This window comes from Serratia sp. LACPHL-BACT-2024-00286 (assembly GCF_043109535.1).
In the GTDB taxonomy this organism is placed as follows: domain Bacteria; phylum Pseudomonadota; class Gammaproteobacteria; order Enterobacterales; family Enterobacteriaceae; genus Serratia; species Serratia sarumanii.
The window spans coordinates 44,151-65,435 of record NZ_JBICNA010000009.1 but is presented as its reverse complement, the minus strand read 5'-3'; the positions used below and the strand labels follow the sequence as shown (position 1 = coordinate 65,435).

Below are 21,285 nucleotides of genomic sequence, written 5' to 3'. Positions count from 1 at the left end.
TTCCGGCTCACGTTTCAATTAAGCGATAAAGGATCGCAGCGTGTCGTCGAATTCAACTTTGAACTGAGCATAGTTAAAATGTTCCGCAGGATAGCGCTGCGCATTTCGGCTCAGAGTCTGGTAGGTTTCTCGCTCCAGCAATTTCTCAACGGCATCCGCACAATCGATATGCGACAGCAGCTTGGGCGCGACCAGGCTGTCGGTCAACGGATCGTAGACCTCATGCGGGAAGTCGACCTCGATATCGGTGAGCTGCCGGTGTTGTTCGATGGTGACCGACGGCGTCAGGCCAATGCCGCAGACCCCGTCTTTCACCGCTTCCGGCTGGCCGTCGACCTGCGGGAAGATGACCGGCACGCCGAAATAGAGCGATTCCATGCAGGACAAGCCGAACGGCTCGGTGATCGGCGTGCTCATGTAGATGTGCGTGCGATTGAAGAAGCCGGCGACGTCATCCTGATAACCGCTGAAGGTGACGCGATCGCCGAGCTGTAGCCGAGCCGCCAGCGCCTCGAACGCCGCGCGATCCGGCCCTTTGCCGGCCACTTCCAGCGTGACGTCATGCCCGCGCCGCAGCAGTTCCTGCATCATCAATAATGACACGCTGATGCCTTTCAGGCTGACCAGGCGTGAGGCAGTGCCGATCCTGACCGGCTGCGACAGGGTTTTCGGCGCAGTATCGATCCCCGCCGGTGTTTTGATGCGGTTGATCACCACGTGATTTGGGCAAGGCAGATTAAAGCGCAGCTCCATCACCCGCTTCGACGCGTGTGAGGCGGAAATGACGCCGTCCAGCATGGCGAAGAAACGCAGCGTCTTTTTATTCTTGGGGTAACGCCAGGAGCAGCCGTGATCGTAGTAAACCAGCTTGCCGCGCTTGGGTTTGGCCGCCAGCCCCGGCACCAGGTCCCAGACGATCACCACGTCGGCGTTCGCCCGCTCGATTTTCCACTTCAGCAAAAATTTGCGCAGGAACTGCGGGCAGCGCAACGGCAGCGCATTGATCAGGCGGTTGGCGAAGGTGACGGGCTGATGCGCAGGCAACTGGCGGCGGATTTCTTCGCCAATGTCGCCGCTGATGCACAAGACCTGGTTGCTGCCGTCGGTGGTATCGTTGATGTACTGCAGGAACAGGCGTTCGACGCCGCCCATTTTACCCAGGTTGATAATGTGCAGTTTTTTCATGCTATAACCTTTTGCAACGCCTGCCATGCCGTATCGGCGTCGATTGTCGCCATGCTTTTTTCCGGCGAAATCAACGAGTGCTGATTTTGCCCGTAGCCGCCGATCAGGCCGGGATCGGTCGGCCCGAACAGCGTGATGTTCGGTTTGTCGAGCGCGGCGGTCAAATGGCTGAGCCCGGTGTCGACCGAGACCACGCCCTTGGCGCCGGCCAGCACCTCGGCCACCTGCTGCAGGCTGAGCTTCGGCAGCACTTCGACATGTGAAAAACCTTCCGCCAAGCGCAGCGCGCGCTGATGTTCATGCTCTGCACCCCACGGCAGTTTGATCTTCAACCCGCTGTCCGCCGTCAGCGCGATCAGCTCGCGCCAGTTTTGCTCCGGCCAGTGCTTGTCGTCACGCGTCGTCGCGTGCAAAAACACCAAATACCGCCCGGCATCGGCCGGCGGGCTGCTGAGAAAGCGCGCGGCGATGGCGTAATCGCCGTAGCTTCCCGGTTTATCGTAGCCAAGGCTTTTGGCGAACAGTTCGCGCGTGCGTTCCACCGCGTGCTGCTGCTTGTCTATCTCATGGCGCACGTTGTAGAACCAGCTGGCGAACGGCTCGCGCGCGCTCTTGCAGTCCGGGCCATGTTTGTTGCCTTTGGCGATGCGCGTGATCAGCGCGGCGCTTTTGATCAGGCCCTGCGCGTCGATCACCACGTCATAACGGCGTTCTTGCAGCGCGCGCTTGAAGTCGCAGCGCTGTTGCCGGGTGTCGTTGCCGAACCAGTTCTTGCGCCAGCGGCGAATGGCCACCGGGATCACGCGATCCACCGCCGGGTGCCAGGTCGGGATTTGGCTGAAACCTTCTTCCACCACCCAGTCGAAGCGGATATCGGGAATGGCCTGCAGCGCGTCGGTCAGGGCGGGCAGCGTATGCAGCACGTCCCCCATTGAGGAGGTTTTTACGATTAACACCTGCATGACTATTCCTCGCTGGCGACAAGTAGCGGCGTCAGCGCATCCAATACTTGCTGCGGCTGAATATCGATCAAACTTTGGTGGTATCCCTGCTCGGCATCGCCCTTGCGCACCTTGTGATAACCGCTGATCAGGCGAATCACCCGCGCCTTGTCGGAGAGCGGCGGCGTGAAGTCGGGGCTGCTTGGTCCGTACAAGGCTATCAGCGGTTTGTTCAACGCTGCGGCAACGTGCATTAAACCGGAGTCGTTGCTGACCACCGCCCGGCAGGCCGCGATCAGGATCACCGCCTGCTCCAACTGGGTTTTTCCGGCCAGGTTAAGGCAGAAATCGCGGGCGTCTTCCTGCAGCGCGGCGCGGATCTGTTCGCCGGCTTCGTGATCTTTCGCCGAGCCGAACAGCGCGATCTGATAGCCGTTCTCGATCAGCCGCTGAGCCAGCGTCGCGTAGTGATAGTGCGGCCAGCGTTTGGCGGGGCCGAACTCCGCGCCCGGGCAGAAGCCGACGATCGGCCGGCTGTCGGTCAGGTTGAAGGCCGCGGTGGTGTCGGCGATCTCTTCGTCGCTCACCTGCAGCTGTGGCCACAGCAGCGGCTGCGGCAGATCGTCGGCGCGCTGAATGCGGCCTTTGTCATAGGCCAGCGCCACGTAGCGTTGCACCATCAGCGGGAAGGCCGCCTTGTCGAGCACGCGGACGTCGTTCAGCAGGCCGTAACGCATTTCGCCCCGCCAGCCGGTGCGCTGCGGGATATCGGCGAAGAAGGGCACCAGCGCGGATTTGAACGAGTTGGGTAGAACGTAAGCGCGATCGTAACGGTTGGCGCGCAGGGCGCGCCCCAGGCGGCGGCGTTCACCGAGCCCCAGCGCGCCGTGGCCCAGCGGCATCGCCAGCGCCTGATTGACTTCCGGCATGCGCGCCAGCAGCGGGCGGCACCAGGCCGGCGCCATCACATCGATCTCCGCCGACGGGTATTCGGCCTTCAGGGTGCGATAGAGACTTTGCGACATCATCATGTCGCCAACCCAAGAAGGGCCGATAACCAGTATTTTCATACCCAGCGTTAATTCCTTCAGCTTATGCGGTGCGGTTCAACCAGGCCATGTACTCTTTCACCCCTTCGGCGACCGTTTTGAACGGTGCGTCGTAGCCGGCGGCGCGCAGCTTGGTCAGATCGGCCTGGGTGTACGCCTGATAGCGGCCCTTCAGCTTCTCCGGGAACTCGATGTATTCCACCGCGCCCTTCTGGTGGAAGTCCACCACCGCGTCGGCCACCGCCTGGAAGGTTTCCGCCCGGCCGGTGCCGCAGTTGAAGATGCCGGATTTGCCGGTTTCCCAGAACCACAGGTTAACCGCCGCCACATCGCCGACGTAGATGAAGTCACGCTTGAAGTTTTCGCTGCCGGCGAACAGTTTCGGGTTTTCGCCGCGGTTGATCTGGGTATTCAGGTGGAAGGCGACGCTGGCCATGCTGCCTTTGTGGCCTTCGCGCGGGCCGTAAACGTTGAAGTAGCGGAAGCCGCAGATCTGCGAGTCCGCTTCCGGCAGGATCTCGCGCACGTACTGATCGAACAGGAATTTGGAGTAGCCGTACACGTTGAGCGGCGCTTCATACTCACGCTCTTCGATGAACTCTTCGCGGCCGCCGTAAGTGGCGGCGGAGGAGGCGTACAGGAACGGGATTTCGCGATCCAGGCAGTAGTGCAGCAGGTCTTTGGAGTACTGATAGTTATTGTCCATCATGTACTTGCCGTCCCACTCGGTGGTCGCGGAGCAGGCGCCTTCGTGGAAGACCGCTTCGATATCGCCCAGATCGTCGCCGGCCACGATGCTGGCGATAAAGTCTTCTTTATCGATATAGTCGGCGATGTCCAGATCGACCAGGTTGACGAACTTGGTGCCGTCTTTCAGGTTATCCACCACCAGGATATCGCGATATCCCTTGTCGTTCAGTGCCTTAATGATGTTGCTGCCGATCATGCCGGCGCCGCCTGTGACGATAATCATTGGGTTACCCCTGCTAAGCTGCCTGGCGGGGCACAATGCCCCACGCTCAATGGCGGTTATAATAGCATTTCATGCCGCGGCAAACAGCGGAAGGGCTCCGAATATCCCGCATTGCCATTGAAGTCCGCTTTTTGCCGTGATATCTGCTGCAATTTTAATATTCTCTCCCGCGCATTCTCGTCAGTTTGGTTACAAATCAGTAAAATATGCCGCAAATAGCCCAATCCTGGAGATAACCGAATGTCAGCGTCTTTTTATCAGCAGTTGGAACAACAGCTTGCCGCCACTCGCAGTGAAGGGCTGTTCAAGGAAGAACGCATCATCACCTCCGCGCAACAGGCGGATATCGCCGTCGCCGACGGCAGCCATGTGATCAACTTCTGCGCCAATAACTACCTGGGCCTGGCCAACCACCCGGCGCTGATCGCCGCCGCCAAGTCGGGCATGGACAGCCACGGTTTCGGCATGGCGTCGGTGCGCTTCATCTGCGGCACCCAGGACAGCCACAAGCAGTTGGAACAGAAACTGGCGGCCTTCTTGGGCATGGAAGACGCGATCCTCTACTCCTCCTGCTTCGATGCCAACGGCGGGCTGTTCGAAACCCTGCTCGGCCCGGAAGACGCCATTATCTCCGATGCGCTGAACCACGCGTCGATCATTGACGGCGTGCGCCTGTGCAAGGCCAAGCGCTATCGCTACGCCAATAACGACATGGCCGAGCTGGCCGCGCAGCTGAAGCAGGCCAAAGCCGACGGCGCGCGCCACATCCTGATCGCCACCGACGGCGTCTTCTCGATGGACGGCGTGATCGCCAACCTGAAAGGGGTGTGCGATCTGGCGGACGAGTACCAGGCGCTGGTGATGGTGGATGACTCCCACGCGGTGGGCTTTGTCGGCGCCAACGGGCGCGGCACCCATGAATACTGCGAAGTGATGGGCCGCGTCGATATCATCACCGGTACGTTAGGCAAAGCGCTGGGCGGCGCGTCCGGCGGCTACACCGCCGCCAGGAAAGAAGTGGTGGAGTGGCTGCGCCAGCGTTCGCGCCCGTACCTGTTCTCCAACTCGCTGGCGCCGGCGATCGTCGCCGCGTCGATCAAAGTGCTGGAACTGCTGGAAGAGGGCGATGCCCTGCGCGATCGCCTGTGGGCCAACGCGCGTCTGTTCCGCGAAAAAATGACCGCCGCCGGCTTCACGTTGGCCGGCGCCGATCATGCCATCATCCCGGTGATGCTGGGTGAGGCGAAGCTGGCGCAGGAATTCGCCAATGCGTTGCTCAAGGAAGGCATCTATGTGACCGGTTTCTTCTATCCGGTGGTGCCGAAAGGCCAGGCGCGCATCCGTACCCAGATGTCTGCCGACCACACCCCGGAGCAAATCGAACGCGCAGTGGCGGCGTTTACACGTATCGGTAAGGATCTTGGCGTTATTGCATAAGGTAAAACCATGAAAGCACTGTCAAAACTGAAAGCGGAAGAAGGGATTTGGATGACCGACGTGCCTCAGCCGGAGCTGGGCCACAACGACATCATGATCAAAATCCGCAAAACCGCGATCTGCGGCACCGATGTGCATATCTACAACTGGGACGAGTGGTCGCAAAAAACCATTCCGGTTCCGATGGTGGTCGGCCATGAATACGTCGGCGAAGTGGTGGCAATCGGTCAGGAAGTCAAAGGCTTCAGCATCGGCGATCGCGTGTCCGGCGAAGGCCACATCACCTGCGGCCATTGCCGCAACTGCCGCGGCGGCCGCACGCACCTGTGCCGCAACACCGTCGGCGTGGGCGTGAACCGTCCGGGCAGCTTTGCGGAATACCTGGTGATCCCGGCGTTCAACGCCTTCAAGATCCCGGATAACATCTCCGACGAACTGGCTTCGATCTTCGATCCGTTCGGCAACGCGGTGCACACCGCGCTGTCGTTCGATCTGGTTGGGGAAGACGTGCTGGTGTCCGGCGCCGGCCCGATCGGCATCATGGCGGCGGCGGTGTGCAAACACGTCGGCGCTCGCCATGTGGTGATCACCGACGTTAACGAATACCGTCTGGAACTGGCGCGCAAGATGGGCGTGACCCGCGCGGTGAACGTCAGCAAGGAAAACCTCAGCGACGTGATGGCCGAGCTGGGCATGACCGAAGGGTTCGACGTCGGTCTGGAAATGTCCGGCGCGCCGCCGGCGTTCCGCACGCTGCTCAATGCGATGAACCACGGCGGACGCATCGCCATGCTGGGCATTCCGCCTTCGGATATGTCGATCGACTGGAACCAGGTCATCTTCAAGGGGCTGTTTATCAAAGGGATTTACGGCCGCGAAATGTTCGAAACCTGGTACAAGATGGCGGCGCTGATCCAGTCCGGTCTGGATTTGACCCCGATCATCACCCACCGATTCTCGATCGACGAGTTCCAGCAGGGCTTCGACGCCATGCGCTCCGGCAAGTCGGGTAAAGTGGTGCTGAGCTGGGATTAATCTCTGCAGACGTGACAAGGGCCGGAATTCCGGCCCTTTTTTTACGCTTGCGGTTTGGCTTGCGTCCAGTGCTGCCAATGACGCTTGATGAAGGTCACCGGCGGCGAGGTGGCGATGCTGTCGGCGATGACGCCCAGCGCGGTGCCGGCGTTGGTTTTTTCCTTCGGCGGTTTGACCTTGCACTGCTTGATGCCGCCGCTGAACGGGTTCTTCGGCTGCGGTTTTTGCGGTTTGACCGGCGGTGGGACGTAGCCGCCGTTGCCCTGCGGTTCGTTCAGCAGCGCGCTCGGCTTGACCAGCACGATATCGGCGGGCAGCGACGGCAGCATCTGCTGCAGCACCTTCACCGTCGCCGGGCGCGGGTGGCCGATGGCGATGGCGGAGCCGTTGCGCCGCGCCAATTCGACCGCGCGGTTGAACTGGCGGCGGATGTCGGCTTCGTTCGCGGTATCGTCGAGGAACACCTTGCGTTTGATCACCTTCACGCCGGTGCCAGCCGCGGCGCGGGTCGCCTGGCTGCTGCCGATGGTCATGCTGTCGAGGAAATACAGTCGGTAGCTTTCGAGCGCCTGCATCACTTTCTGCATGCCCGGCAGGCTGGAGGTCATGGCGCTGCCCATGTGGTTGTTCATGCCGACCGCGTAGGGCACGTTGTTCACCGCGTTGCGGATGATGCGCTGGATCTCGTCGCTGCTCATGGAGGGCTGCAGGGTATCGCGCTCCAGCGGCTGCTTGCTGAGCGGCGCCATCGGCATGTGGATCAAGACTTCGCGGCCCTGGCTGTGGGCGCGGGTGGCCATCAGGCGGGCATGCGGCGCGTTGGGCAACACCGCGACCGAGATCGCCGTCGGCATTTGCAGCACCGCGTTTTCTTCGTGAGGGCGGTAGCCCACGTCATCGATGACGATGGAGAGTTTTCCTGCCTGCGCAGCGTAAACCTGCAGCAGACAGCCTATTAACAGAGCTGTACGGGTTTTGACATAGCGCAAATCTATCTTCCCAACCACGGCAGTGGGTTAACCGCCTGTCCCTGACGACGGATTTCGAAATAGAGCGACGGCGTTCCCTGGCCGCCGCTGGTGCCGACCAGAGCGATCGGCTGGCCGGCGCGCACCTGCGCCCCGACGTTGACCAACGCGCTCTGGTTGTAGCCGTACACGCTCATGTCGCCTTTACCGTGTTCGACCACCACCATCAGGCCATAGCCCTGCAGCCAGTCGGCCAGCAGCACGCGGCCATCGGCGACGGCTTTCACTTCGCTGCCTTCGCGGGCTTCGATCACCATGCCTTTCCAGCGTAGCTCGCCCTGCTGCTGTTCGCCAAAGCCGTGCAGCGTGCGCCCGCGCACCGGCCACATCAGCTGGCCGGCCGGACGACCGAGGCCGCCGGTTCGCGCCATCAGCGAGCGATCGGCTTCGCTAGGTTTGTAGGTGGTGCCGGTTTTCTTCGCCTGCTGCTCCTTGATGCGCACCTGTTCGCGCACCTTGGCCGCTTCACGCGCTTCGCGTTCGGCGCGCGCACGGGCTTCGCGCTCCGCCCGGGCGATCTTGTCGCGCATGCGGGCTTCGTTCTGGCGCAGTTCCACCAGGCGTTGTTGGTCTTTTTCCAGCGAGGCTTCCAGCGCGGTCAGCGTTTTCTTGCGGGCGCCGCGCGCCTGCTCCAGCTTCTGCTGCTGCGTCTGTTGCTCGCCCAGTAAGGATTTTTGCTGGCCCTGTTTGGCCACCAGCGTGGTTTTTTGCTTCGCCAGCTCGGCGCGGGTCTGCTTCAGCTCTTCGATGGTTTTCTGACGCGCTTCGTTCAGATAGCCGAAATAGGCCAGAATACGTTCGCTGCGCTGGCTTTCTTCACCGCTGAGGATCAGCTGCACGGCGCTGTGCTGCCCTTGCCGGAAGGCGGCGTCGAGCTGTTTGGCGAGGAGATTTTGTTGGGTTGATTGCTGCTTTTGCAGTTTGGCTATTGAGGCGTTCAGGCCGGCAATGTCCTTGCCCAACTGGGTGAGCGTGCTCTGGGTGTCGCGCAGCTGGCGGCTGGCCTGGGCGATGGTTTTTTCCTGCTGACGCAGCTGATCCTGCAGCGAGCTGCGCTGCTGTTGCTGCTGCTTCACCGCCTTTTCTTTCTCGGCGATGCTCTGCTGGATGTCTTTCAGCTGGGATTTATTGTCCTCCGCCGCCTGGCCGGCGAGCGGCAACAGCAAGACGCCAGCGCAAAATACGCTGGCGCACATGGCGGTGAACGTCCTTGGCGCGGTGCGTTCAGGCAGCGGCCGGCTGCCTGCGTTTGCGCTTCGGGTTACCCTTGATAGTGCAAAAAACGCCTTCTCCCTCATGGAGAAGGATTATTCCACGATGAACAGCGGCTTACCAGTCATCTCTTGCGGGATTTCCATTCCCATCAGCGTTAACAGGGTTGGCGCGATGTCCGAAAGCTTGCCGCCTTCGACCGCCCGCGCCGGTTTACCGACGTAAATCAGCGGCACCGGCAGGCTGGTGTGGGCGGTGTGCGCCTGGCCGGTGGCCGGATCGCGCATCTGCTCGGCGTTGCCGTGATCGGCGGTGATCAGCAGCTGACCGTCGACGTCGCGCACCGCATCAACCACCTGGGCGATGCAGGCGTCCAGCGTTTCCACCGCTTTGACCGCCGCTTCATACACGCCGGTATGCCCCACCATGTCGCCGTTCGGGTAGTTGCAGATAATGGCGTCGTATTTGCCGCTGCGGATGGCGCTCAGCAGCTTGTCGGTCAGCTCGGCGGCGCTCATCTCCGGCTGCAGATCGTAGGTGGCGACCTTCGGCGAGTTGACCAGCACGCGGTCTTCGCCCTTGAACGGCGCTTCCACGCCGCCGTTATAGAAGAAGGTGACGTGGGCGTATTTTTCGGTTTCCGAGATGCGCAGTTGGGTTTTGTCGTGCTTCATCAGCCATTCGCCGAAGGTGTTGGCCAGCGACGCCGGCGGATAGGCGCAGGCGGTCGCGATGTCGGCGGCGTATTCGGTCAGCATCACGAAATCGCCGAACTGCACCTGTTTGGCGCGCGGGAAACCGTCGAAATCCGCGTTCACGAAGGCGCGGGTGATCTGGCGCGCGCGGTCGGCGCGGAAGTTCATGAAGATCAACGCGTCGCCGTCCTGCATCGCGGCATCGGCCTCACCGGTGGCGCGGATCACGGTCGGTCTGACGAACTCGTCGTTTTCACCGCGCTGATAAGCGGCCTGCAGCCCGGCGATCGCATCCTCGGCCACGGCGTCGCCTTTGGCCGCGGTCAGCAGGTCATAGGCCAGCTGCACGCGATCCCAGCGGTTGTCGCGGTCCATCGCGTAGTAGCGGCCGATCAGCGAGGCGATGCGCCCGACGCCCAATGCGGCGAAGGCGTCGCGGCAGCGTTGCAGCGGGGCTTCGGCGCTGCGCGGCGGCGTGTCGCGCCCATCGAGGAAGGCGTGCAGATAAACCGCTTTGGCGCCGCGTTGGGCGGCCAGCTTGAGCATGGCCAGAATGTGCTCGTCGTGGCTGTGCACGCCGCCCGGCGACAGCAGGCCCATGATGTGCACCGCCTTGCCGGCCGCTACGGTCTTATCGACCGCGGCGGTCAGCACCGGGTTGGCGAAGAAGTCGCCGTCGGCGATCGCTTTGTCCAGCCGGGTCAGATCCTGGTACACGATGCGCCCGGCGCCCAGGTTGACGTGGCCGACTTCGGAGTTGCCCATTTGCCCATCGGGCAGGCCGACATCCAGCCCGGAGGCGGCGATCAGCGTATGCGGCTGCTCCCGCCACAGGCGATCCATCACCGGAGTGCCGGCGTTCAGGATCGCGTTGTCCTGCCGCTCTTCACGGTGGCCGTAACCGTCCAGGATCACCAGAACCATCGGTTTTTTGTTGCTCGACATTGCATTGACCTCTTATGAACTTTTTAAGCTGCGAATAGCCATGCGCCCGCCGCAAGCATGGCTATTCACCCTCGAAAAACCGGCTGATTTTACATCGCCGCCGGCGATAAATAGCCCAAAGAGATCAAGGTTGCGGCGAATCGCGCGGGCTTTTATGCTCTGACGTCGGGAATTTCTCAGCGCGGCCCGCAGTTTCTGCAATCGCGCTTGCTTATTGGCTGTATTTGCCGCACTCGGCAGGTATACTCTGGAACCTTGACTTATTTATCCCTTAACTGACGGGAGTTGTTACACCCCATGCTGCAAGAAATTATGCCATTCGTAAGCAGACACCCTATTCTGAGCCTGGCTTGGATCGCTCTGCTGGTCGCCGTGATCGTCATGACCTTCAAAAGCCGTTTCTCCAAGGTCAAAGAGATCGCCCGCGGTGAAGCTATTCGTCTGATCAACAAAGAAGAAGCCGTGGTGGTCGACACCCGCAGCCGCGACGATTTTCGCCGTGGTCACCTGGCCAACGCCATCAACCTGACCGCCAGCGAAATCAAAAGCGGCAGCCTGGGCGAGCTGGAAAAACACAAAGCGCAGCCGATCATCGTCGTGTGCGCCAACGGCACCGCCTCCCGCGAGCCGGCGGAGAACCTGAGCAAGGCCGGTTTTGAAAAGGTGACTATGCTGAAAGACGGCATTTCCGGCTGGAGTGGAGAAAACCTGCCGCTGGTGCGCGGTAAGTAACCGTTTAACCTATTTGAGGTGGCAATCCATGGCTAACATTGATATCTACACCAAAGCGACCTGTCCGTTCTGCCATCGCGCCAAGGCGCTGTTGAACAGCAAGGGCGCGGCGTTTAACGAGATCGCCATCGACGGCGATAACGCCAAGCGCGAAGTGATGATCGAGCGCAGCGGGCGCACCACCGTGCCGCAGATTTTCATCGATGGCCGGCATATCGGCGGCTGCGATGATTTATATGAACTCGATGCTCGCGGCGGCCTGGATCCACTGCTTTAAGCAGCTTGCCGGTTCACCGAGTGTCAATAAGGACGTTTAACCAAGGGTATTACTCACATGTCAGAACAAAACAGCACCGAAATGGCTTTCCAGATCCAACGTATTTATACCAAGGACATCTCTTTCGAAGCGCCGAATGCGCCGCAGGTTTTCCAGCAGGAATGGCAGCCGGAAGTTAAACTTGATCTGGATACCGCGTCCAGCCAGCTGGCTGACGAAGTGTATGAAGTGGTACTGCGCGTAACCGTGACGGCGACCCTGGGCGAAGAGACCGCGTTCCTGTGCGAAGTGCAACAGGCGGGCATCTTCTCGGTAGCAGGCATCGAAGGCACGCAGCTGGCGCATTGCCTGGGCGCATACTGCCCGAACATCCTGTTCCCGTATGCGCGCGAGTGCATCACCAGCCTGGTTTCCCGCGGTACGTTCCCGCAGCTGAACCTGGCACCGGTCAACTTTGACGCGCTGTTCATGAACTATCTGCAGCAGCAGGCGGAAGGCGAAGGTGCCGCACCACATCAGGATGCCTGATGAACACCGTCAATGCTTCAATGACTGTCATCGGTGCCGGCTCGTACGGCACCGCATTGGCCATTACGCTGGCGCGTAACGGCCACACCGTGGTGCTGTGGGGGCATAACCCCGCGCAAGTTCAAACGTTGCAGCAAGATCGCTGCAATCAGGCGTTTCTGCCCGACGTTCCCTTCCCCGATACCCTGCTGCTTGAAGCCGATTTGGCGCGGGCGCTGGCGGCCAGCCGCGACGTGCTGGTGGTGGTGCCGAGCCACGTGTTCGGTGACGTGCTGCGCCAGCTGAAGCCGCATCTGCGCCCGGACGCCCGCATCGTGTGGGCCACCAAGGGGCTGGAAGCGGAAACCGGCCGGTTGCTGCAGGACGTGGCGCGTGAGGCGCTGGGCGAGGCGATCCCGCTGGCGGTGCTCTCCGGGCCGACGTTCGCCAAAGAGCTGGCCGCCGGCCTGCCGACGGCGATCGCGCTGGCGGCGACCGATGCGCAGTTCGCCGACGATCTGCAACAGCTGTTGCACTGCGGCAAGAGCTTCCGCGTCTACAGCAATCCCGATTTCATCGGCGTGCAGCTTGGCGGCGCGGTGAAGAACGTGATCGCCATCGGCGCCGGCATGTCCGACGGCATCGGTTTTGGCGCCAACGCCCGCACCGCGTTGATTACACGCGGGCTGGCGGAAATGAGCCGTCTGGGTTCTGCGCTGGGCGCCGATCCTTCGACGTTCATGGGCATGGCGGGGCTGGGGGATCTGGTGCTAACCTGCACGGACAACCAATCGCGCAACCGCCGCTTCGGTATTATGCTGGGGCAGGGCAAAGGCGTGCAGGAAGCGCAGGACAGCATCGGTCAGGTGGTCGAGGGCTATCGCAATACCAAAGAGGTGTTGGCGCTGGCGCAGCGGCACGGTGTGGAAATGCCGATCACCGAACAGATTTATCAGGTGCTTTACTGCCATAAAGACGCCCGCGAAGCGGCGCTGAGCCTGCTGGGGCGAGCCCGAAAGGACGAAAAACCCAGCGCGTGACATAAAACGATATGTCGGGGCAGCATGCTGACCCCGCTAATGACCTGGGCCGCTTCGCGCTACCGTGTGAAGCGGCCCGTTTGGCAAGGCAGAGGGGAATGTGATGTCGTCAGAAGAGTTGGAACAGGTCTGGAACAGCATTAAATCAGAAGCGCGAGCACTGGCTGATTGTGAACCGATGCTGGCCAGCTTTTTCCATGCGACGTTGCTCAAGCACGAGAACCTGGGCAGCGCGCTCAGCTATATGCTGGCCAACAAGCTGGCGACGCCGATCATGCCCGCCATCGCGGTGCGCGAGGTGGTGGAAGAGGCCTACAAGTCCGACAACCAGATGATCGTGTCGGCGGCGCGCGATATCCTCGCGGTACGGCTGCGCGACCCGGCGGTCGATAAATACTCCACGCCGCTGCTTTACCTGAAAGGGTTCCATGCGCTGCAGGCTTACCGCATCGGTCACTGGCTGTGGCAGCAAGGGCGGCAAGCGCTGGCTATCTACCTGCAAAATCAAATTTCCGTCGCCTTCGGCGTGGACATCCACCCGGCGGCGACCATCGGCTGCGGCATCATGCTCGACCACGCCACCGGCATCGTGATCGGTGAGACGGCGGTGGTGGAGAACAATGTCTCTATCCTGCAGTCGGTCACCCTGGGCGGTACCGGTAAAACCAGCGGCGACCGTCACCCGAAAATCCGCGAAGGGGTGATGATTGGCGCCGGCGCCAAAATTCTCGGCAATATCGAAGTGGGCAAGGGCGCGAAGATCGGCGCGGGCTCGGTGGTCTTGCAGGCGATACCGCCGCACACCACCGCCGCCGGCGTGCCGGCGCGCATCGTCGGGCGGCCGGAGAGCGATACGCCGTCGATGGATATGGACCAATACTTTAACGGCACCAATCACGGCTTCGAGTACGGCGACGGCATTTGAGCGCCGTCTTTGCAGCCATTCAGGGGGAGCTTCGGCTTCCCCTGTGTTTTTCAGGCGGCGGTCAGCCCTGTTTCGGGAAGTTGGTGATATCGGTGACGATGTCGTCGATCGCCGCCTTGACGTCATCCGCCGTGACCGGCGTGCTGTCGTTGTTGACGGTTTTGCCGTAGGCCTTGCGTACCACTTCCATCACCGTTTTGCCGGTATCCTGGTCGATCAGCTCGCCTTCGATATACAGCGCGGTATTTTGCGTCCGGTGCCCGGTAGCAGCCATGGTGCTGGCGACCACCGCGGCGACCGGCACCACCTCATAGAATTTCATGTCTTCATTTTCGGCGGAAACGGCGGTGATGGCGAGCTTGGCCACCAGCACGCGCGAGCCCGTCGGGCTTGGCAGAATGGTGAAGCGGTTCTGCAGCGCGGTTTTGATCCGCTGGGTCGCGTAGGCCTTAATCTTGTTCAGTGTGTCCTGGCTGACGCGCGCCGTGGGTTTCTCCGCCGGGAAATAGACCACCGGTTGGAAATAGAGGCCGCGATAGTTGGATTCCTTGTAGCTTGGGTCTATCCAGCGCAGCGTTTTATGGCCGCTTGGCGAGGTGGTTTCCTGCAGTTTGCTGTAATCGGACAAGAAGCCCGAATACTGCGACGTTTGGGTGACTTTGGACGAACAGCCCGCCAGCAACAGGCCCGCTGCCAGAACCGCCATGGCAACGCTCAAGCGTTGTTTCTTCATATGGTTTCCTATGATGAGTGGTGATTACCCTTACAAAACATAGCGCATTATCTACGCCTCATCGGGCATTTTCGGGGCCGGGCGTGCCCTGCCGCGGCCTTTTTTCAGGATCGTGATGCGCCGCCGGTTTTCGCCGTCAGCGCCGACGATAAGGCGGCGAGCAAGTCGTCCGCCTTGGCCAGCGTCTGGCGTTGCTCAGCTTGCCACCGGGGCAACAAGGGCCAGAGATCCGCCTGATGTTCTGCCTGCAGGCACCAGACCTCACGATCGTGCCAGTCGCCGAGGGCGCTTTGCGCCGCCTTGAGGCCCGCCATCGCGGCGGGAGAGAGGGGGAGGCGTTGCGGATAGGCTTCGGCCGCGTAGCGCAGGCGCTTTATCAGCAGCCGCAGGCGGTGGCGATCGTAGCCGGTATCGGCCAATGCCCGGCGCAATTGCTGTTGCTGGCGCTGCAGGCGTCGGTTCAGGCGGTGTTTGGCGGTGCGTCGCGCGGTGCGGCGGAAGCGGCGCGGCCAGGTGTGCAACAGCGAGGGAAAGTCGATGATCTGCGGATGGGCGAGCAGTTGACGGTAGCGGGCCTGAAGATCGCTCTGGCGCACGTTGGCCTGCCAATCCAGGCGATGGCGCGCCAGTTCGGCGATCAGCACCTCGAGATCGCGCAGCGGCGTCGTGAGCCTGCCCAACTCGGCGGCGGCCCGATCGAGCCGCGTTGCGCCGGGGCAGCCGCGCAACGGGCGCAGCAGGCTGCGAATGCGGCGCAGACAGACGCGCAAGTCGTGCAGCGCTTCGGTGTCTTGCGCCTGTTGCAGCCGCAACAGCGCCTCGTTCAGCGCCGGCTCAAGCCGGCGAAGCTGGGTGACAATATCTGCGACGAAAACCATGTGCCGTGCTCTGGAGAGGATGACCCTTTCAGTATGGCGCGTCGTCGCGGATTACGCCTTGATCAGCGCGCCGGCATAGTCCAGCTGCCGCCAGGCCTCATACACGACCACCGAGACGGCATTCGACAGGTTCATGCTGCGGCTTTGCGCCTGCATCGGGATGCGGATTTTTTGCTGCGCAGGCAGCGCATCGAGGATATCGGCGGGTAACCCGCGCGTTTCCGGGCCGAACAGCAGGTAGTCGCCGGCCTGATAGCTGACGGCGCTGTGCGCCGGCGTGCCTTTGGTGGTGAGGGCAAACAGCCGTTGCGGCTTTTCGGCGGCGAGAAAGGCGGCGTAATCGGCATGACGGCTGACGCGGGTGAACTCATGGTAGTCCAGCCCGGCGCGGCGCAGGCGCTTGTCGTCCCACGGGAAACCCAGCGGTTCGATCAGGTGCAGGTTAAAGCCGGTATTGGCGCACAGGCGGATGATATTGCCGGTGTTGGGTGGAATTTCGGGTTCAAATAAAACGATGTTCAGCATGTTGCAGGCCCCTCGTGAACGAGGGGCGCAGGATAGCAAACTCTTACTGTTCTGTCTTAGTCGACAGACGTTGATGATGCAGCGGCAGCCACAGCACCAACCGCAGGCCGCCAAGCGGACTGTCTTCGGCCTTCACCCAGCCGCGATGCTGGTTGATAGCCGCCTCGACTATTGCCAGGCCGAGGCCGGTGCCGCCGGATTCGCGGTCGCGCGCCTCGTCGGTGCGATAGAACGGACGGAAGATCTGCTCGCGGTCTTCGGCGCTGACGCCGGGGCCGTCGTCGTCAACCTGGATGGTCACGCCCTGATTGTCGGCGCTGAACGCCACGGCGATGCGGGTGTGCGAATAACGCAGGGCGTTGCGCACGATGTTTTCCAACGCGCTGTCCAGCGCGCTCGCGTTGCCGAACAGCGTCCATGGGCCGGGCGGCGCGGTGATCTCCAACTGCTTGCCCATCTGTTCCGCTTCGAAACGGGCGTTGTCCAGCATGTCGGCCCACAGTTCGTTGGCCTTCAGCTGCTCGCGCGCCAGCTCGCTCTTCTGCTGACCGCGCGACAGCGCCAGCAGATCGTTGATCATCGAATCCAGCCGCTGCGCTTCGGTTTCGATGCGCGCCAGTTCGTGGCCTTCGCCGTGGCGGCGGCGCATCAGCGCGGTGGCCAGCTGCAGGCGCGTCAGCGGCGTGCGCAGCTCGTGCGAGATGTTCGATATCAGGCGTTGCTGAGCATTCATCATGCGTTCCAGCGCGCTGACCATCTGGTTGAAGCTGGCGCCGGTGGCCAGGAATTCCTGCGGGCCGGCCTCCAGTTCCGGATGCTGCTTCAGGTTGCCGCGCGCTACTTCATCGGCGGCGTTTTTCAGTTTGCGCGCCGGTTTCGCCAGGCTCCAGGCCAGCCACAGCAGCAGCGGGGCGCTGATCAGCATGGTGACGATCAGCAGCAGCAGCGGCCGGTCGAACATCAGGTTGATGAAATCGGATTGCGGGCTGTTGGCGGGACGGATCAGGTACAGCTGGTAGTTGTCTTCGCCGTCGCGCACCGCGAACGGCCCTACCAGCTCGACGCGGCCGTACTTTTTCTTCTTCGGATGATCCGAGTTGTCGGATTGGCCGATGAAGTTGCGGACGATCTGCATTTCATTGCGCTGCGCGCCGATCACCCGGCCTTCGCTGGTGACCAGCAGCAGGCGTTGGCCCGGCGGCGCCCATTTGTCGATGGCGCGGAACAGGCGGCGCCACCACATCAAATCGTTGGCCGGATCGTTTTGCAACTCGGCCTCGACGTGCTGTTCCAGCATCAACCCCTGCCGCTGTTCGCTGTCGAGCAGCGAAGTCATTTGGCGGGAGTCGAGCTTAGGCACCATCAGCACCAACATTAGCACCAGGGCTAACGTGAACCAGAAAATGGCGAAGATGCGTGCCGTCAAACTGTTGATCATGTTGCAGATACCATCAAATAACCACGCCCGCGCAGGGTTTTGAACCACGGATGCCCGTCTTTGCGATCCGGCAGCTTACGCCGCAGGTTGGAGATGTGCATGTCGATGGCGCGATCGAACGGTGTCAGGCGTTTGCCCAGCACTTCTTGGCTCAGCAGTTCGCGCGACACCACCTGGCCGAGATGCTGCGCCAGCAGGTAAAGCAGGGTGAATTCGGTGCCGGTCAGATCCAGCACTTGGCCGTCGAAGCTGGCCTCCTGGCGACCGGGGTTCAGCTGCAGGCCATCGACATCCAGCGTCGGGGCGCCGCTGTCGACCTGCTGCTGCTGTTCGCTCCAGTTGGAACGGCGCAGAATGGCGCGAATGCGCGCGACCAGCTCGCGATCGTTAAAGGGTTTCGGCAGGTAATCATCGGCACCCAGCTCCAGGCCCAGCACGCGGTCCAGTTCGCTGCCGCGCGCGGTCAGCATGATGACCGGCGTCTGGTGATGTTGGCGCAGTTCTTTCAGCGTATCGATGCCGTTTTTCTTCGGCATCATGATGTCGAGCAGCAACAGATCGACGGAGCTGTCCAGCAGCGACAACGCCTGCTCGCCATCGTGCGCGACGACGATATTAAAACCTTCCATTTCAAGCAGTTCTTTTAACAGCGAGGTCAACTCGCGGTCGTCGTCAACTAACAGAATCTTGTTCATTATGATTTACCTCCAGACGCAAAATACGTCATCAACTGTTGCCATTCCATGACTTTACGTAGTTTTACATGCACTGACGCAGGTTTTCAGGTGTAGCGGTACACTGCTCCTCGTTGATTCGCAAAGTGAGAAAGCTTGAGGAGTTGAAATGCGTAAGGTGACCGCATTAGTTATGGCATCACTGCTGGCAATTGGTTCGACCGCTGCCTTCGCTGCCGACACTATACCGGACACAGCCCAACCTCCCGGCAACGACGCGATGACCCGAATACCCGGCCAACACCATATGTTCGACGGTGTCAGCCTCAGCGAACAGCAGCGCCAGCAAATGCGCGATTTGATGCGCCAGGCCCGGCACGATCTGCCTGGTGTCAATGTAGCTGAAATGGAAGCCATGCATAAACTGGTGACCGCAGAGAAATTTGACGAAGCCGCCGTGTATGCCCAGGCGGAAAAGATGGCCCAACAGCAGGTCAAGCGCCAGGTCGAGATGGCCCGGGTGCGTAACCAAATGTATAACCTGCTGACGCCAGAGCAAAAAAGTGTTTTAGACCAGAAACATCAGCAGCGTATGCAGCAGATGGAGCAACAAATTTCTGGTTTGCAGCAAGCTTCTGCCCAGAAGTGAAGTACGACTGAGTAGTCCCCTGTTTTTCCTTGCCATAGACACCATCCCTGTCTTCCCCGCCATGATGGCGGGGTTTTTTTTATCCGACATTTCGCTATATTGAGCGCCACACCTTTTGACCGGGATCCCTTGATGGAACAGCGCTATGCACGCCTGGTAAAGTCCGCTGCGTTGGCCGCTACCGCGCTGGCGTCGTCACTGCTGTTGATCAAAATCGTCGCCTGGTACCACACCGGTTCGGTCAGCCTGCTGGCGGCGCTGGTAGATTCGCTGGTCGATATCGCCGCCTCGCTGACCAACCTTCTGGTGGTGCGTTATTCGCTGCAGCCGGCCGATGCCGAGCATACCTTTGGCCACGGCAAAGCTGAGTCGCTGGCAGCGCTGGCGCAAAGCATGTTTATTTCCGGTTCCGCCCTGTTTTTGTTTCTCACCGGCTTCCAACATCTGTATGCGCCGCAAACGCTGCGCGATCCCGGCGTTGGGGTGGTCGTGACGGTGATCGCGTTGATCAGCACCCTGATTCTGGTCACCTATCAACGTTGGGTGGTCAGAAAAACGCGCAGCCAGGCGGTGCGCGCAGATATGCTGCATTATCAGTCAGATGTCATGATGAATGGTGCTATTCTTATCGCTCTTGGGCTAAGCTGGTACGGCTTCCGGCGGGCAGACGCGCTGTTCGCGCTGGGCATCGGCGTTTACATCCTGTATAGCGCGCTGCGCATGGGCTACGAAGCGGTGCAGTCGCTGCTGGATCGGGCGTTGCCGGATGACGAGCGTCAGGCGATTATCGAGGTGGTTTCCTCCTGGCCCGGGGTGAAAGGCGCGCACGATCTGCGCACGCGGCAGTCGGGGCCGACGCGTTTCATCCAACTGCATCTGGAGATGGAAGACACGCTGCCGCTGCGCGAGGCGCACCGGTTGGCCGATCAGGTGGAACAGGCGCTGCGGCACCGTTTTGCGGGGGCGGACGTCATCATTCACCTGGATCCGTGCTCCGTGGTGCCGCCGGGTAGGCAGGGGCATTGGGAGCTATAATCAGATAGAGGCACAGATCGAAGTATTATCATGAATATCTGAGTTAGCTCAGCGTGCCATGCGGTATTTTTACCGTTATATTGCGTGACTTGAATCAATTCAGCTGGGTGTTTTTGATATAATATCCAGCAATAAGCCGTAAAGCTGGTTTTCTGCAGCCGGAGAGGTTTCAAGACGATCGGCGGAGACAGAATTCTTAAGAAATTGCATCTACACAGTTCAGAGGTAGTCATGATCAAGAAAATCGGTGTACTGACGAGCGGCGGTGATTCGCCGGGTATGAACGCTGCAATCCGCGGCGTTGTGCGTTCTGCGCTTTCAGAAGGTCTGGAAGTTTTTGGTATTTACGATGGCTACCTTGGCTTGTACGAAGATCGCATGGAGCAGCTGGACCGCTATAGCGTGTCCGACATGATCAACCGCGGCGGCACCTTCCTCGGCTCTGCCCGCTTCCCGGAGTTCAGGGATGAAAACGTGCGCGCCAAGGCGATTGAAAACCTGAAGAATCGCGGCATCGACGCGCTGGTGGTGATCGGCGGCGACGGTTCCTACATGGGCGCCAAACGCCTGACGGAAGAAGGCTTCCCGTGCATCGGTCTGCCGGGCACCATCGATAACGACGTTGCCGGCACCGACTACACCATCGGTTACTTCACCGCGCTGGAAACCGTGGTGGAAGCGATTGACCGCCTGCGCGATACCTCCTCTTCGCACCAGCGTATCTCCATCGTGGAAGTGATGGGCCGTTACTGCGGCGATCTGACGCTGGCGGCGGCGATTGCCGGCGGTTGCGAATTCATCGTGCTGCCTGAAATCGAATTCAACCGCGAAGATCTGGTGTGCGAAATCAAGGCCGGTATCGCCAAGGGTAAAAAACACGCCATCGTGGCGATCACCGAGCACATCTGCGACATCGATGAGCTGGCGCGCCACATCGAGCAGGAAACCAAGCGTGAAACCCGCGCCACCGTGCTGGGCCACATTCAACGCGGCGGTTCACCGGTTGCCTACGACCGCATCCTGGCCTCGCGCATGGGCGCCTACGCCATCGAGCTGCTGCTGCAGGGCTACGGCGGCCGCTGCGTCGGTATCCAGAACGAAAAAATGGTGCACCACGACATCATCGACGCGATCGAAAACATGAAGCGTCCGTTCAAGGGCGACTGGCTGGAAACGGCGAAAAAACTGTACTGATACGCCGCTCACCGCACGACAAAAGAGCCTCCGCTTGCGGGGGCTTTTTGATGCCCGCCGGCGATATATTCCGTAATCATCTATCCCAAAATTTTTTATTCTTTAATTGCCGGGAAAGTTTCTGGCAGGCTCTGATGCTAAACCAACCGATTGAGGTTGCGCTTAATTTTCTGGGAGA

General features: G+C 60.8%; 22 protein-coding genes. 10 read left to right on the top strand and 12 right to left on the bottom strand.

Translation table 11 applies throughout. The features are described from left to right. Positions 1-18: 18 nt before the first annotated feature. From ACF8MC_RS22675 to rfaD, 4 genes are read right to left on the bottom strand one after another with little or no spacing between them, the layout of a single operon-like run. Entirely contained in the window at positions 19-1,185 is a 1,167-nt protein-coding gene (locus tag ACF8MC_RS22675; RefSeq protein WP_033654528.1) for a glycosyltransferase, read from the bottom strand. After that, positions 1,182-2,147, bottom strand: coding sequence for a lipopolysaccharide heptosyltransferase RfaC (gene rfaC / locus ACF8MC_RS22670; protein ID WP_047570029.1), 966 nt, complete (start codon positions 2,145-2,147; stop codon positions 1,182-1,184). The genes ACF8MC_RS22675 and rfaC overlap by 4 nt, the downstream gene beginning before the upstream one ends. Positions 2,148-2,149: 2 nt before the next feature. After that, positions 2,150-3,196, bottom strand: a complete 1,047-nt coding sequence (gene rfaF / locus ACF8MC_RS22665) for an ADP-heptose--LPS heptosyltransferase RfaF (protein ID WP_033649730.1) — start codon at positions 3,194-3,196, stop codon at positions 2,150-2,152. A gap of 22 nt (positions 3,197-3,218) precedes the next feature. Beyond that, positions 3,219-4,148, bottom strand: coding sequence for an ADP-glyceromanno-heptose 6-epimerase (gene rfaD / locus ACF8MC_RS22660; protein WP_016929696.1), 930 nt, complete (start codon positions 4,146-4,148; stop codon positions 3,219-3,221). 240 nt (positions 4,149-4,388) lie between these two features. Here rfaD and kbl point away from each other — a divergent pair, with 240 nt between their 5' ends. After that, positions 4,389-5,585, top strand: a complete 1,197-nt coding sequence (kbl, locus tag ACF8MC_RS22655; protein ID WP_033636462.1) for a glycine C-acetyltransferase — start codon at positions 4,389-4,391, stop codon at positions 5,583-5,585. 9 nt (positions 5,586-5,594) lie between these two features. Then, on the top strand, positions 5,595-6,620 hold the full coding sequence (gene tdh / locus ACF8MC_RS22650) for an L-threonine 3-dehydrogenase (protein ID WP_016929697.1): 1,026 nt from the start codon (positions 5,595-5,597) through the stop codon (positions 6,618-6,620). A 41-nt stretch (positions 6,621-6,661) separates the two neighbouring features. Here the strand turns inward: tdh and ACF8MC_RS22645 are convergent, their stop codons facing one another. Genes ACF8MC_RS22645 through gpmM form a run of 3 tightly spaced genes read right to left on the bottom strand, consistent with a single transcriptional unit; the run spans position 6,662 to position 10,500 of the window. Continuing rightward, on the bottom strand, positions 6,662-7,609 hold the full coding sequence (locus ACF8MC_RS22645) for a divergent polysaccharide deacetylase family protein (RefSeq protein ID WP_049234138.1): 948 nt from the start codon (positions 7,607-7,609) through the stop codon (positions 6,662-6,664). 2 nt (positions 7,610-7,611) lie between these two features. After that, positions 7,612-8,946 carry a murein hydrolase activator EnvC gene (gene envC / locus ACF8MC_RS22640; RefSeq protein WP_033649727.1) on the bottom strand — a complete coding sequence of 445 codons (1,335 nt, stop codon included), beginning with the start codon at positions 8,944-8,946 and terminating at the stop codon, positions 7,612-7,614. 9 nt (positions 8,947-8,955) lie between these two features. Beyond that, positions 8,956-10,500, bottom strand: coding sequence for a 2,3-bisphosphoglycerate-independent phosphoglycerate mutase (gene gpmM, locus ACF8MC_RS22635; RefSeq protein ID WP_049212142.1), 1,545 nt, complete (start codon positions 10,498-10,500; stop codon positions 8,956-8,958). A gap of 297 nt (positions 10,501-10,797) precedes the next feature. On the opposite strand from gpmM, the gene ACF8MC_RS22630 reads away from it, so the two are divergent. From ACF8MC_RS22630 to cysE, 5 genes are all read left to right on the top strand, one after another. Next, a complete protein-coding gene (locus tag ACF8MC_RS22630) occupies positions 10,798-11,232 on the top strand; it encodes a rhodanese-like domain-containing protein (RefSeq protein WP_033649725.1) in 435 nt (144 codons plus the stop codon). Positions 11,233-11,260: 28 nt separating this feature from the next. Then, on the top strand, positions 11,261-11,509 hold the full coding sequence (gene grxC, locus ACF8MC_RS22625) for a glutaredoxin 3 (protein ID WP_004931142.1): 249 nt from the start codon (positions 11,261-11,263) through the stop codon (positions 11,507-11,509). 57 nt (positions 11,510-11,566) lie between these two features. Beyond that, a complete protein-coding gene (gene secB, locus ACF8MC_RS22620; protein WP_004931139.1) occupies positions 11,567-12,037 on the top strand; it encodes a protein-export chaperone SecB in 471 nt (156 codons plus the stop codon). Continuing rightward, entirely contained in the window at positions 12,037-13,056 is a 1,020-nt protein-coding gene (gene gpsA / locus ACF8MC_RS22615; protein WP_033636456.1) for an NAD(P)H-dependent glycerol-3-phosphate dehydrogenase, read from the top strand. Before secB ends, gpsA begins: the two co-directional genes overlap by 1 nt. A 103-nt stretch (positions 13,057-13,159) precedes the next feature. After that, positions 13,160-13,981: a serine O-acetyltransferase gene (gene cysE, locus ACF8MC_RS22610; protein ID WP_004931135.1), complete on the top strand. Its 822-nt coding sequence runs from the start codon at positions 13,160-13,162 to the stop codon at positions 13,979-13,981. A gap of 61 nt (positions 13,982-14,042) precedes the next feature. Here the strand turns inward: cysE and ACF8MC_RS22605 are convergent, their stop codons facing one another. The 5 genes from ACF8MC_RS22605 to cpxR form a co-directional block, all read right to left on the bottom strand. Next, positions 14,043-14,714 (bottom strand): DUF3313 domain-containing protein, encoded by a 672-nt coding sequence (locus ACF8MC_RS22605; protein WP_039569514.1) that lies wholly within the window; start codon positions 14,712-14,714, stop codon positions 14,043-14,045. A gap of 104 nt (positions 14,715-14,818) precedes the next feature. Further along, positions 14,819-15,592: a CHAD domain-containing protein gene (locus ACF8MC_RS22600; protein ID WP_060426987.1), complete on the bottom strand. Its 774-nt coding sequence runs from the start codon at positions 15,590-15,592 to the stop codon at positions 14,819-14,821. A 51-nt stretch (positions 15,593-15,643) separates the two neighbouring features. Next, on the bottom strand, positions 15,644-16,117 hold the full coding sequence (gene trmL / locus ACF8MC_RS22595) for a tRNA (uridine(34)/cytosine(34)/5-carboxymethylaminomethyluridine(34)-2'-O)-methyltransferase TrmL (RefSeq protein WP_033636451.1): 474 nt from the start codon (positions 16,115-16,117) through the stop codon (positions 15,644-15,646). 43 nt (positions 16,118-16,160) lie between these two features. Beyond that, on the bottom strand, positions 16,161-17,555 hold the full coding sequence (gene cpxA / locus ACF8MC_RS22590) for an envelope stress sensor histidine kinase CpxA (protein WP_392424042.1): 1,395 nt from the start codon (positions 17,553-17,555) through the stop codon (positions 16,161-16,163). Then, positions 17,552-18,250 (bottom strand): envelope stress response regulator transcription factor CpxR, encoded by a 699-nt coding sequence (gene cpxR, locus ACF8MC_RS22585; RefSeq protein WP_004931124.1) that lies wholly within the window; start codon positions 18,248-18,250, stop codon positions 17,552-17,554. Before cpxR ends, cpxA begins: the two co-directional genes overlap by 4 nt. A gap of 148 nt (positions 18,251-18,398) precedes the next feature. Here cpxR and cpxP point away from each other — a divergent pair, with 148 nt between their 5' ends. The 3 genes from cpxP (at position 18,399) to pfkA (ending at position 21,107) form a co-directional block, all read left to right on the top strand. Further along, positions 18,399-18,878, top strand: a complete 480-nt coding sequence (gene cpxP / locus ACF8MC_RS22580; RefSeq protein WP_004931122.1) for a cell-envelope stress modulator CpxP — start codon at positions 18,399-18,401, stop codon at positions 18,876-18,878. A gap of 132 nt (positions 18,879-19,010) precedes the next feature. Further along, on the top strand, positions 19,011-19,913 hold the full coding sequence (fieF, locus tag ACF8MC_RS22575; RefSeq protein ID WP_047570041.1) for a CDF family cation-efflux transporter FieF: 903 nt from the start codon (positions 19,011-19,013) through the stop codon (positions 19,911-19,913). A 231-nt stretch (positions 19,914-20,144) separates the two neighbouring features. Then, complete coding sequence (pfkA, locus tag ACF8MC_RS22570) at positions 20,145-21,107, top strand: 6-phosphofructokinase (RefSeq protein WP_004931116.1); 963 nt, start codon at positions 20,145-20,147, stop codon at positions 21,105-21,107. Positions 21,108-21,285: the final 178 nt, after the last annotated feature.